Source organism: Chitinophaga sp., assembly GCF_035564935.1.
Lineage (GTDB): Bacteria > Bacteroidota > Bacteroidia > Chitinophagales > Chitinophagaceae > Chitinophaga.
The window spans coordinates 1-13,257 of sequence record NZ_DATMTE010000150.1 but is presented as its reverse complement, the minus strand read 5'-3'; the positions used below and the strand labels follow the sequence as shown (position 1 = coordinate 13,257).

The 13,257-nt window shown below is 46.1% G+C and carries 11 protein-coding genes; 4 read left to right on the top strand and 7 right to left on the bottom strand.

Features of this window, described 5'->3' with window-relative positions; genetic code table 11:
- Positions 1-101: 101 nt before the first annotated feature.
- The 3 genes from VN105_RS04065 to VN105_RS04055 are packed head-to-tail and all read right to left on the bottom strand — an operon-like array spanning position 102 to position 3,644.
- Positions 102-1,157: a sugar phosphate isomerase/epimerase gene (locus VN105_RS04065; RefSeq protein ID WP_325638189.1), complete on the bottom strand. Its 1,056-nt coding sequence runs from the start codon at positions 1,155-1,157 to the stop codon at positions 102-104.
- 22 nt (positions 1,158-1,179) lie between these two features.
- Positions 1,180-2,343: a Gfo/Idh/MocA family oxidoreductase gene (locus tag VN105_RS04060; protein WP_325638187.1), complete on the bottom strand. Its 1,164-nt coding sequence runs from the start codon at positions 2,341-2,343 to the stop codon at positions 1,180-1,182.
- A gap of 23 nt (positions 2,344-2,366) precedes the next feature.
- Positions 2,367-3,644, bottom strand: a complete 1,278-nt coding sequence (locus VN105_RS04055; RefSeq protein ID WP_209867087.1) for an MFS transporter — start codon at positions 3,642-3,644, stop codon at positions 2,367-2,369.
- Positions 3,645-4,613: 969 nt separating this feature from the next.
- On the opposite strand from VN105_RS04055, the gene secA reads away from it, so the two are divergent.
- The 4 genes from secA (at position 4,614) to VN105_RS04035 (ending at position 10,320) form a co-directional block, all read left to right on the top strand.
- The gene (gene secA / locus VN105_RS04050; RefSeq protein WP_325638182.1) at positions 4,614-7,937 is read left to right on the top strand and encodes a preprotein translocase subunit SecA; all 3,324 of its coding nucleotides are present in this window, start codon (positions 4,614-4,616) and stop codon (positions 7,935-7,937) included.
- 87 nt (positions 7,938-8,024) lie between these two features.
- Positions 8,025-8,690, top strand: coding sequence for a deoxyribose-phosphate aldolase (gene deoC, locus VN105_RS04045; RefSeq protein ID WP_325638180.1), 666 nt, complete (start codon positions 8,025-8,027; stop codon positions 8,688-8,690).
- A gap of 30 nt (positions 8,691-8,720) precedes the next feature.
- Complete coding sequence (locus VN105_RS04040) at positions 8,721-9,161, top strand: SPOR domain-containing protein (RefSeq protein ID WP_325638178.1); 441 nt, start codon at positions 8,721-8,723, stop codon at positions 9,159-9,161.
- On the top strand, positions 9,145-10,320 hold the full coding sequence (locus tag VN105_RS04035) for a M20 family metallopeptidase (RefSeq protein WP_325638177.1): 1,176 nt from the start codon (positions 9,145-9,147) through the stop codon (positions 10,318-10,320). Before VN105_RS04040 ends, VN105_RS04035 begins: the two co-directional genes overlap by 17 nt.
- Before the next feature lie 124 nt (positions 10,321-10,444).
- On the opposite strand, the gene VN105_RS04030 is transcribed toward VN105_RS04035, so the two are convergent.
- Genes VN105_RS04030 through VN105_RS04015 form a run of 4 tightly spaced genes read right to left on the bottom strand, consistent with a single transcriptional unit; the run spans position 10,445 to position 13,155 of the window.
- Positions 10,445-11,113, bottom strand: coding sequence for a hypothetical protein (locus tag VN105_RS04030; protein ID WP_325638176.1), 669 nt, complete (start codon positions 11,111-11,113; stop codon positions 10,445-10,447).
- A 1-nt stretch (position 11,114) separates the two neighbouring features.
- Positions 11,115-11,486, bottom strand: coding sequence for a GntR family transcriptional regulator (locus tag VN105_RS04025; protein WP_325638174.1), 372 nt, complete (start codon positions 11,484-11,486; stop codon positions 11,115-11,117).
- A gap of 12 nt (positions 11,487-11,498) precedes the next feature.
- A complete protein-coding gene (locus VN105_RS04020) occupies positions 11,499-12,314 on the bottom strand; it encodes a hypothetical protein (RefSeq protein WP_325638172.1) in 816 nt (271 codons plus the stop codon).
- A gap of 7 nt (positions 12,315-12,321) precedes the next feature.
- Positions 12,322-13,155, bottom strand: coding sequence for an ABC transporter ATP-binding protein (locus VN105_RS04015; RefSeq protein WP_325638170.1), 834 nt, complete (start codon positions 13,153-13,155; stop codon positions 12,322-12,324).
- Positions 13,156-13,257 lie beyond the last annotated feature (102 nt).

Below are 13,257 nucleotides of genomic sequence, written 5' to 3'. Positions count from 1 at the left end.
GAATAATACACTTAATACGAGCGGCGCCAGATATCTCTTTCTCATTTGTTGATTTTTTTTATTTGGTTATTGTTTACTAACGATCGGTGGATTAATGGGCATTACAAGCCTAATATTCTTTTATTAAAGGCTTCATCTGTACCGCCTCCTGCAAAGTCATCAAATGCCTTTTCAGTAACACGGATGATATGATCCCTGATGAAAGGAGCGCCTTCTTTAGCGCCATCTTCCGGGTGTTTAATACAACATTCCCACTCCATAACGGCCCAGCCGGCAAAATCGTATTGCGCCATTTTACTGAAGATGGATTTAAAATCTACCTGGCCATCACCGAGAGAGCGGAAGCGGCCGGGACGGTCGATCCAAGCCTGGTACCCGCCATAAACGCCGGAACGTCCGGTGGCATTGAACTCGGCATCTTTTACGTGAAAGGCTTTGATCCTTTCGTGGTAAATATCGATATATTCCAGGTAATCGAGGCATTGGAGCAGGAGGTGGCTCGGATCATAGAGGAGATTAGCCCGGCTATGATTGCCGGTGGCTTCCAGGAAACGCTCAAAGGTAATACCATCATGCAGGTCCTCTCCCGGGTGAATTTCATAGCAAACGTCTACGCCGTTGGCATCAAATTCATTGAGGATCGGCAGCCAGCGTTTGGCCAGTTCGGCAAATCCTGTTTCCACCAGTCCGGCCGGCCGCTGGGGCCACGGATACATGGCGGGCGCCCATAATAATGCGCCACTAAATGTGGCGTGGGCAGTGAGGCCCAGGTTACGGCTGGCTTTTGCAGCATATTTCAGCTGGTTCACCGCCCATTCCGTGCGCGCCTGGATATTGTTGTGATATTGTGCGGGAGCAAAGCCGTCGAACATCTCGGAGAAAGCAGGATTCACAGCTACCAGCTGTCCCTGCAGATGCGTGCTCAGTTCTGTAATTTCCAGTCCGGCTGCATTCACGATACCTTTGATCTCATCTGCATAGGTTTTGCTTTCAGCTGCCTTTTGCAGGTCAATCAGGCGTGTTTCCCAGGTGGGGATCTGTACTCCTTTGAAGCCAATGGAGGCGGCCCACTCACAAATGGATTTCAGATTATTGAAAGGCGCTTCATCTCCCATGAATTGCGCCAGAAAAATACCAGGTCCTTTTATCGTTTTCATATACTCAATCTGGTGATGAATACTATATCTCGAAGTTAGTCCATTTAGCATCGCTTTGTGAAGAGCGTACTACGTTATCGATGAATGCCATACCACGTACGCCTTCTTCTGTACCCGGGAAATCCAGGGATTCCGGCGATGGCTGTACGCCATCAATTTTAGCGGATAAGGTTTGTGCGAAGTTACGGTACAGGTTACCGAATGCTTCCAGGTATCCTTCAGGATGACCGCCTGGTGTGCGGGTATTATGCGTCATGTAAGACGACTGGAAAGTATATCCGCCACCTGCGCGATAAATTTCGGTAGGTTTATCCAGCCATTTTACCAACAGGGTATTAGGTTCGTGCTGTGCCCATTCCAGTCCGCCTTTTTCGCCGTAAACACGGATCTTCAATGCGTTTTCTTCTCCTGCTGCTACCTGCGATGCCATTAAAACGCCGGCAGCGCCGTTATCAAAGCGGAGCAGTACGGCGCCATCGTCGTCCAGTGCGCGGCCCGGTACCAGGATGTTCAGGTCTGCGCATAATTTTTCAATTTTAGCGCCGCTGATATATTCTGCCAGGTTAGCTGCGTGGGTACCAATGTCGCCCATACAACCGCTTTTACCTGATTTTTTAGGATCTGTTCTCCAGGCTGCCTGGGCATTACCTTCTCTTTCACTCAGTTTGCTGAGCCATCCCTGCGGGTATTCCACCCATATTTTGCGGATTTTACCAAATGCGCCGTCTTTCACCATCTGCCTGGCTTGTTTTACCATTGGGTAGCCAGTGTAAGTATGTGTAAGCAATAATGTTAAGCCGGTGGCTTCCACTTTTGCCTTTAATTGTTTGGCTTCGTCGAGGGAGAAGGTGATCGGTTTCTCGATAACAACGTTGAAACCCAGATCCAGCGCCATCATGGCTGGTTCAAAATGGGCGAAGTTTGGCGTAACGATGGTCACGAAGTCCAGCCTTTTCTCTGCCGGCATTTTCGCTTCGTTTTCCAGCATGGTTTTGAAATCGAGATAAGTACGTTCGGGGTCCAGGAACAGCATTTTACCTGATTCCACCGCGATGTCGTTATTGATGCTGAGTGCGCCCGCTACCAGCTCAATCAGTCCGTCCATATTGGCGGCAATACGGTGAATTGCGCCAATGAAGGCGTCTTTACCGCCTCCTATCATTCCCATTCTAAGTTTCCGTGTCATATTTACAATTATCGTTTTAAAATTTATACTATTTGAACCTGTGCTACCTTTTTACGGCTGCGCATATAAAAGAAAAGTCCCGCAAACGCTACGATCAGGATAACGGGTATTACCAGGGTGGCGTTAATGATTTCCGGACCTGCTACAGCGGTAGCCTGGCTGAAGGCTGCAGCTTCGGCAGAACCGGGAGCTGCTGAGCGGTAAGCATCCAGCGACGCGCCGGCAGGCAGTTGTTTTACGATAATACTATCGTAGAAACCACCCATAAAATACATGTATACAGACACGGCAAACATACCTGCACCACCCATCAGGTTCATGCCCAGTGCGCCCGACTGCGGAATGTTTTCTGATACAAAACCCAGCATGGTTGGCCAGAAATAAGTAACGCCCATACCAAAAATAAAGGCAGCCACAAATACCATGTTACCTGATACATGGGAAAGTAAATATAAGCCCAAAGCGGATAAAATCGCTGAAATAAGTAAAACGCCGGTAGGGGATATTTTATGTACTACCGGGCCGGCAATGCCTCTTCCCAGTACCTGTACACCGGCAGTTAACGCCAGAATGAGGATGGAGTTTTCAGTTACGTTCTTTAGCAGCACTTCAATCCACTGACCAGTGAAAAGTTCTGTGATGGCGGTACCGAACATAAGGATAAACATCACTATGAACAGTGGGCTTAATACAGATTTATACATCTGTGCAGAAGAAACACCGGCTGCTACCCTTTCAGTAACAGGGAAGTCGAGTTTCATAAAAAGATAACCATAGATAAGGGTGGGGATTACCATGGTGGCTACCTGCAGCTGCCAGCTGAGGCCTATTTTGGAAAGTAAAAATACCAGCAGGGTACCTACTACAATACCGCCGGGGAACCACAGGTGAAAGTGATTCAGCTTGGTAGTTTTGTTATCGGGGAAGATAGTGGCTACCAGCGGGTTACACGCTGCTTCCACGGTACCGTTGGCCATACCGATAAACAGGGTGGAGATGAACAGCGACCAGAAACCGCCTGCAAATACCGTGAGCACAATACCCAGCAGGTGCAGGATAAAAGCTGCCAGCAGCAACCGTTTCATGCCTATGGCATCTACAATGAACCCTCCTATAACCACTGCCAGCGGAAATCCCCAGAACGCAGTTCCGGCAATGATGCTCAATTGTTTGGTATCCAGGTGGAACTCAACGCCCAGGCGGCTTAAGATTCCGGCACGGATGCCAAAGGATAATGATGTTACCAGTAGCGCCATACAGCTTGCTACGAACAGTTTTTGCGGCTGAATTGCATTTGCCATAAACGTGGATGTTTGTGTAAATAAGTTAAAACGGCTATTAAACCTTTAAATTTATAAAAAGTATTTTCATATTTCCATCTTTTTATATGGGCGATGGGCAATTTTTTTGAAAATTTTCATTTTGGGCTGAAAAGTGGGCAAACCGGCCATAAATACCTTGTTTGGGGCGGTCGGGTTTTAGGATGAGCGGTTTGCCCCTTTTTATTCCGTATTGCCCGGTTAAGGTAGGAATGGGAGTACTGTCTTGTCCTAAGCAGCTATACAGATTAAGAAATAATCCTGAAATTGTTTTACAGTCTGTCATGTAAAGGTCCAGTCTTGCCATAGGTTTACACAGTTGCTTAACTTAAATTTCAGGGAAATGTCCGGCAGCGCCTTGTATTGGTTATTTTGGCAGAAAATGACCTGAACCGGTATTGCAGTTGTACTGACAATTTAGGCGTAGCTTGTAAACGGGATAACCCAGTGGCAGGCGGAATAACAGCCTCGCTGCAGCAGTGCTTGTACCGGGTTTGATGTAATCTTATTGGTTCCTGTCTGTGATGGAATTTCCGGGAAACCGGTTTAACATGATATTGGCAGCCATTTAAAAAAGCCCTTCATTTTATGAAAAACAATCTGCCGGTTTTCTTGCCGGAATGCCTGTGCAGGCAACTTTCACTACAAATATCAACGATATGTTAATTGATCACGGTAAAATGGAAAATCCCCTCAAAATCCATCTTGAATCACCGAATTTATTCCTACTTTTACAAGCCTTGCCGGGGCGGGCTGCAAAACTGACACCTTGACAGTTCACCTTTACAAGCACAATATTTGAGTAATCTGGATGCCGTCTATCCAATTGACGAAGCCCGCAGCCTTTGTGCCACAGGCTGATGATGCAGGAATTTATCAACTGATATACGCTGCCTGGATGGGATCAGGTTACAATAAATAGAAATCGTAATTCGTAATTAAACATTTAACATGTTAGGTTTTTTATCAAAGCTATTTGGAGGGAATAAATCAGAAAGAGATATTAAATCCATCTCTCCGGTGGTGCAGCAGATTAACGAGGAGTACGAAAAACTGCAATCCCTTCCTATTGATGATCTGCGTCACAAAACACAGGAATTTCGGGCACGAATCGCTGAACATCTTGCCACTATCGATAAAGAAATAGCGGAAAAACAGGCCGGAGCAGATAGCGAGGAAGATGTAACCGCAAAAGACACTATATACCAGGAAATAGATATTCTTAAAAAGGAGCGCGACAAACAACTGGAAGTAGTGCTGAAGGAATTGCTGCCAAAGGCTTTTGCAGTAGTAAAAGAAACAGCCCGCCGCTTTACCAATAACACCACATTAACCGCCACTGCTACCAACCTGGACCGGCAGCTGGCAGTGAGGAAGGATTATGTGACCATTGAAGGCGATCAGGCCATCTGGAAAAACAGCTGGAATGCAGCCGGCAGCACTGTTACCTGGAACATGGTACATTATGATGTACAGTTGATAGGTGGTACTGTACTGCACCAGGGTAAAATTGCAGAAATGGCTACGGGTGAAGGTAAAACCCTTGTATCTACCCTTCCCGCCTATCTCAATGCACTGGCAGGACAGGGCGTACATATCGTAACCGTGAACGATTACCTCGCACGTCGTGACTCCGAATGGAACGGACCTCTTTTCGAATTTCTCGATATCACGGTAGATTGTATCGATAAGCATCAGCCCAATACACCAGACCGCCGTAACGCTTACCTTGCCGATATTACCTATGGTACCAACAACGAATTTGGTTTTGACTACCTCCGTGATAACATGGTACACAACCCGGATGAAATGGTACAGCGTAAACACCACTATGCCATGGTGGATGAGGTGGATAGCGTATTGGTGGATGATGCCCGTACACCGCTGATCATTTCCGGTCCTATTCCCCGCGGTGAAGAGCAGGAGTTCCACGCATTAAAACCACGTATCGAATACCTGGTGGAAATGCAAAAGAAAGCCGCCAATCAATATCTGCAGGAGGCAAAGAAACTGATTGCTGAAGGTAAAGATGATCCCAAAAATGGTGGACTGGCCCTGATGCGCGCCTGGAGAGGTTTACCCAAAAGCAGCGCGCTGATCAAATTCCTCAGCGAACCAGGTAACAGGGTATTATTACAAAAAGCAGAAAACTATTACCTGGCAGATCAGCAACGTGAGATGCCCAAAGTGGATGAAGGCCTGTTCTTCGCTATTGAGGAAAAACAAAACAGTGTAGATCTTACTGATAAAGGTATTCACCTGATCACCCAGGGCGGCGAAGATGCTAACTTCTTTATCCTCCCGGATGTGGGATCTGAACTGGCGGAAATTGAAAAACTGCCGTTGTCACCTGAAGATAAGCTGCAACGTAAAGATGCATTGCTGCAGGACTTTGCCGCTAAATCAGACCGTATCCATTCCGTTCAGCAATTGCTGAAAGCCTATACTTTATTTGATAAAGATGTAGAGTACGTGGTAATGGATGGTAAAGTGAAGATCGTGGATGAGCAAACCGGCCGTATCCTCGATGGACGCCGTTACTCCGACGGTTTGCACCAGGCGATTGAAGCAAAGGAAAATGTAAAAGTGGAAGCTGCCACCCAAACATTTGCTACCATCACCCTGCAGAATTTCTTCCGTATGTATCATAAGCTGGCCGGTATGACCGGTACAGCATCTACCGAAGCCGGTGAATTTTGGGAGATATATAAGCTGGATGTGGTAACCATTCCTACCAACCTCCCTATTTCCCGTATGGATGCGGAAGACCTGGTATACAAAACAAAAAGAGATAAATACAAGGCAGTTATTGAAGAGATCAGGCAATTGCAGGCAAAAGGTCGTCCTGTACTGGTAGGTACTACCTCTGTGGAAGTGTCTGAGTTGCTGAGCAAAATGCTCACCTTCGAAAAAGTGCCGCATAACGTACTGAATGCGAAACAGCATGCCCGTGAAGCACAGATAGTGGCGGAAGCAGGTTTGCCGGGAGCAGTGACCATTGCCACCAACATGGCGGGTCGTGGTACGGATATCAAGCTCGGACCCGGTGTGAAAGAAGCCGGTGGTTTGGCGATCATAGGTACCGAAAGGCATGAAAGCCGCCGTGTTGACCGCCAGCTGCGTGGTCGTGCCGGTCGCCAGGGTGATCCGGGAACTTCCCAGTTCTTCGTTTCCCTGGAAGATGACCTGATGCGTATGTTCGGCTCAGAACGTATTGCCGGCCTCATGGACCGTATGGGCTACAAAGAGGGAGAAGTGATCCAGCACAGCATGATCACCCGCTCCATTGAAAGAGCGCAGAAGAAAGTGGAAGAAAATAACTTCGGTATCCGTAAGCGTTTGCTGGAGTATGACGATGTGATGAACAAACAGCGTACTGTGATCTATGCAAAACGTAATCACGCCCTGTTTGGTGAACGCCTGGCAATAGACATCGACAACGCCTTCTATGATGTGGCGGAAAACATGGTGTCTACCCACAAAGCCAGCGGAGATTATGAAGCTTTCAAGATGGATGCTATCATGAACTTCTCTATTGATACACAAATCACCAGTGAAGAACTGGCGAAAACAGATATTCCGAATCTGGCCAACAAGCTCTATTACGAAGGAAAAGATAATTATACACGTAAGGTAAATGACCTGATCAGCAATACACTGCCGGTAATTGAACGTATCTACCAGGAACAGGGACACCAGATCGAAAATATCTCTATACCATTTACCGATGGTAAAAAAGGTATTAATGTATTGGCTAACCTGCAGAAGGTAGTGGAAACAAAGGGACATGAAACCATGAATGCCCTGGAACGCAGTATTACCCTGGCCTTGATCGATGAATCATGGAAAGAGCACCTGCGTGCAATGGACGATTTGAAGCAATCCGTACAGAGTGCGGTATACGAACAGAAAGATCCGTTGCTGATCTATAAGTTTGAAGCATTCAACCTGTTTAAGGATATGGACCGCGAAACCAGCCGTGATATCGTTTCCTTCCTCACCAAATGCGGTATCCCCGTAAGCAACCAGGAACAGGAAACAGCACCGGAAATCCGTGAAGGCAGGGAACAGAAAACGGATATGAGCCGTATGCGTGCTTCCCACGAAGAGCTGGCGGAAAACGGCAGTCACCAGAACAGCGGCCCTGAACTTCAAACTGCTGAAGAGGTGAAAGCAGAACCCATCCGCCACCAGGGACCACAAATAGGCCGTAACGACCTTTGCCCCTGTGGCAGTGGTAAAAAATATAAACAATGCCATGGTAAGAACGCGTAAGCGGATCTTCCCGGAAAATGATAAGGAACGGATTACGGCAACGTAATCCGTTTTTGCATTAATTTCGCTTTGTAATCAAGCAAATGAATGATGGAGATTAACCGTTATATAGACCATACCGTATTGAAGCCCACTACCACGCTGGAAGATGTGAAGCAATTGTGTATGCAATGCGTGGAATACGATTTTGCTGCCGCTTGTGTACCCCCTTTATATGTGAAGCTGGCTAAGCAATTCCTGGGGGCCACCAATACCAAAATAGCCACTGTTATTGGTTTCCCGTTCGGATATTCCGCCATCGAAGCCAAAGTAGCGGAAACAGTATTGGCCATTGTAGATGGCGCTGATGAGCTGGATGTGGTGATCAATATCTCGGCAATAAAGAACAAAGACTGGGAATACCTGGAGAAAGAGATTGCCAATATCATGTACCTGGTAAGGGAGAAACAGAAAGTGATCAAGATCATCATTGAAAGTGGCATATTATTGGAAGAGGAAATTGTACAGTGTTGCCAGCTGTATGCGAAGTATGGCGTGGATTTCATGAAAACGTCCACAGGATATGCAGAAAGAGGGGCCACTGTGGAAGCCGTAAAACTGATGAGAGCTAATTTGCCGGCTAACATACAAATAAAAGCTTCAGGTGGTATTCGTACCTTTGCCTTTGCGAAAGAACTGATAGCTGCCGGCGCCACCCGGATCGGGGCCAGTGCCAGTGTAGCTATTGTAAAGGAAAGCAAAGAAGCGCAATAACAATTATTCATACTTAATTATACCGTATTCATGCAAAAGTTATTCATCCTGGTGTGTTGTCTGTTGGGGAGTGGCGTGGCCATGGCGCAGGACAATGCAATCGCCGCCAACGGAAATGTAAGAGTGGTGAAAGATAGTCGTGTGGATGTGCTGATTAAGAAACAGATCTACATTAACACCCTGGCTATCCGCAACCAGTCCGGTTTCCGGGTACAGGTCATTTCCACCAACAAACGTGGTGATGCCAATGAAGCCAAAGCGAAAGTAATGCAGCTTTTTGGTGATTACCGTACTTATCTCGATTACCAGGCCCCCTATTTTAAAGTGCGCGTAGGCGATTTTAAAACCCGTGAGGAAGCAGCTGAATTACGGGACAAATTATCCGACCTGTTTGCAGGCGGTGTATTTGTAGTACCTGCCATTATTAACGTGTCACTGGATAAAGAACTATCGAATGAAGAACCGTATTAAGGAACTGGCGAAAGCATATGCACCGGAGTTTACCGCTATAAGAAGACACCTGCATTCCCACCCGGAACTATCTTTCCAGGAATTTGAAACCACTGCTTTCATACAAAAGCAATTAACTGCTTTTGGTGTGCCTTTTAAAGCAGGTATTGCCGGCACGGGGATCATTGCCCTGATAGAAGGTAAGAACCCTGCCTCTAAAACCATTGCGCTGCGTGCAGATATAGACGCGCTGCCAATTACGGAGGCCAATGAGGTGGCCTATAAATCTACCAATGTGGGCGTAATGCATGCCTGTGGGCATGATGTACACACTTCCTGTGTGTTAGGCGCTGTTAAAATACTGAATGAATTAAAAGACAGGTTTGAGGGCACCATCAAGGTGCTGTTTCAGCCTGGTGAAGAAAAGCATCCCGGCGGCGCCAGCATCATGATTGAAGAAGGCGCCCTTGAAAATCCGCGTCCCGACGCTATCCTGGGGCTGCATGTGCATCCTTCCATGGAAGCCGGTAAGCTCGGGTTTCATGCCGGCAAATACATGGCCAGTGCAGATGAAATTTATATTACTATTAAAGGCAAAGGCGGTCATGCTGCGCAGCCACATCTTACGGTAGATACCATCCTGGTGGCCTCTCAACTGGTAGTGAGCTTACAGCAGATCATCTCCCGCAACAACAATCCTTTCTCTCCTTCTGTATTATCTATCTGTGCTTTCAATGGAGGATTCACTACCAATGTAATTCCCAGCGAAGTAAAGCTGATGGGCACTTTCAGGGCAATGGACGAAACCTGGCGTTTCCGGGCGCATGAGCTGATACGCAAACAGGCAACAGGGATTGCGGAAGCAATGGGCGCTGAAATTGATATCGAGATATTAGTGGGCTACCCTACTTTATATAACAATGAAGAAGTGACCGCTAAAGCCCGCGGTTTTGCCACGGAATACCTGGGTGCGGAAGCAGTAGGAGATACGGAGATCAGGATGGGCGCTGAGGATTTCGCTTTTTATTCCCAGGTAGTACCAGCGTGTTTTTTCCGGCTGGGTACCGGCAATGCTGCAAGAGGAATTACCTCCGGTGTGCATACACCCACCTTTGATGTGGATGAACAGGCGATAGAAATAGGTATGGGAACAATGGCTTACCTGGCCACACAGTTTTAAAGATATAACAGCAACGTCCCGATGAAAATCGGGACGTTCATTTTTAACACAAAAACTTGTTATGTAAATTGTAAACCGGCTGGAAAGCAGGTTTGTGCATTGATAGAATTTATTGCTAAAGATTTTAATTAAATCGTTTCAGACTTTTCAATGATTTACCCGTTATATTCAGGTTGTCTAAACTATCCACACTGAAATCTCCCGCCTGGTAGGGCGCATAAAAGTATAAAGACCCGCGTTTACCCATTGTTACCTTCACAGAGTCCAGTACATTGTCTTCAGTTACTTCCAGCGTATTGTTTTCTCCACCTGCAAAAGAGAAAGCATTGATTTTTGAATTATGCATATATACACGTGTGTTCTCGCCGGAGCTAACATGCAGGCTGGGTGAATGAATATCCGAAAGAGTAATGCCATACCTGGTGTTGTTGCTGATATAACTGATAGCAGGACTGTATACCACTACATCGCGTGGCCGGCTGATTTCTACGTAGAGGGTATCGCCCAGTATATTGTAGGTGGCATTCTTGTAAAATTCGAGATGATATTCCGGCGACTCACGCAGATAAATGGTAGCCTCCTGGTTGTCTGTTTTTGCCACCGTACTCTTTAGTACCAGCGCTTTAAATGCAGGGATGGTAACTTTTGCGTAATCCGGATCCTGCCGGGGCTGGTGGGTGATGGTGTTCGTAATGCCTTTATTGTAATTGGCTTTTAATATAATGGCGGAAAACAGCATGAGTAATACCAGTACGCCTGAAAAGCCTAAGAATAGTTTATTGCTGGTTTTCATGTTAATTGAAGTTTGATTTTTTGAATTTCTCAAAATGAGGTTTCAGTTCATCGAGATCAAGATCCAGCAGGTACATGCTGCGAAAGAAGCTGGGCAATTCATTTCTTATAAAAGTTTCCTTTTTAAACTGCTTTATTTTCTTTACTGCATCTCCGCTGATAAAATAACCGATCCCTCTTTTATTCTGGATGATTTCCTGCTGCTGCAGGAGCTCGCAGGTGCGCATTACTGTATTGGGATTTACTTCCAGCGACACCGCCAGTTCCCTTACAGATGGAATGCGTTCTTCCGGCTGCCATTTGGTAAGCAATATCTGTTCGCAGATATAGTCTGCGATCTGTATATATATTGCCTGTGTATCTTTGAATTCCATTTCGCTGAGTTTTTAAATTTCTTGATCCTTCAACCGGAAATAAGCGATGGTCCAGAGTACGGGCGCTATCACAAATTTTATCGTAAACAGGTAGGTATCCTGCAGCCATTTAGGGATCAGGTACAAGGTGGTGTGCCAGGCAACAGGGCCGCCTTCCAGTTTACTCACCAGCAGGAACGGTACTGATCTTTTCCAGAATTCGTTGCCGAAGCCGAAAATCAGCGTTACAATCACACAATTGATCAACCACAGTGCAAATGCGAATACAAAAATGGATAATACCGTTTTGATAAAGCTGTATTTGTGGAAGTAGGTGGCGCCGAGCAGGAATGCTGCCTGTAAAATAAAATATCCGTAATAGATGTATACCTTTTCTTTGGGATGATCCAGGAACAAATAATCTTTTGCTATTGGCAGACCTGTTGCTGCCTTTTGTACTTTTTCAACGATCATGAAGCTAAGATAGCAGCTGATATGATAAGCAATGAAGAAACCTAGGCTGCTGATAAGGAACAGGGTAATGAATTTCTCAAACTGTGAGGCTGGCAGCATCAGGAAATCTACCCCTTTTTCCTTACTGCCTAATTCATTGAAAGCCCTGCTGGTAAACAGTGTGCCGCCGAAGAAGAGACCAATGTAATAAAAAGGCACCATGTTGCTCAACTCGTGGAAGGGGTCGCGGCCTACAGTTACCATTAAAACGCCGATGCCTGTCATCAGCCCGAATATGGTAAGCATACCCATTCCGTAAAAGCGGTAATGATCGGTAAAGTGTTTTTGCAGATACAGCTGCATACGGTGAGCATTAAATACGTTATTTGGTTGCATGGGTAGATCAGTTGAATATTTCCTGGATAGGTTTATGGTTAGTGAGTACTGCATTAAAGAGCAGTTCCATATCTATTTTGCTTTGTTCATGGCCTGCGTTGCGGGTAATGATGGTATGGCCGCGTACATTGCTGTCGGCAAAGAGCACACCGGTAGTTTCGTCTATCCTGCTTACGGTTTTGAAACTAAGTTTATCCGTTACCGTTTGTACATCTTCCCGGAAAATAATTTTGTGTCCGTCGATGATCACGATGCTGTCGATCAGGTTATCGAGATCACGTACCTGGTGGGTGGAGATCACAATACACTTTTCATCACTCACTGCGGCGGCAATCACTTTACGGAACTGGCTTTTGGAGGGAATGTCGAGCCCGTTGGTAGGTTCATCCATAATAAGTGCCTTGGTGTTGGTAGCCAGGGCGAAACTGATCAGCACTTTCTTTTTTTGCCCGTACGACATTTCGGTTAACTGCTGATCCCTGGGGATTTCAAATTCCTTCAGATAGTTGTAGAAGGCGGCTTCATCAAAGTTGGGGTAAAAAGCGCCATAGGTGTTTACATATCTTTTTACACTTACTTTAGGAAGATAAAATTCTTCCGGTACAAGGAATATCTCCCGGAGAAAGGCCGGTTGCCTTTTTGCGGAAGAATAGCCCAGTACCTCGCAGGTGCCGCCATCGGGGAACAGCAGGCCGGCTATTTGTTTAAGAAGTGTGGATTTGCCTGCTCCGTTTTTTCCAAGCAAACCATAAATGTGTCCTGCTTCCAGCCGTAGCTGTAAGTCTTCGAACAGGGGCTTGTTTTTCCGGTAACTGAATGTCAGGGATTGGATGTTGATCATGTTTCGTGATTTAGTGTACTACTTAACTAGTACACTATAAAGATAAAGGTATATTTTGAAATACAAAATGAATTTTAAGCGGATTTTGTCTTGGAACACTGA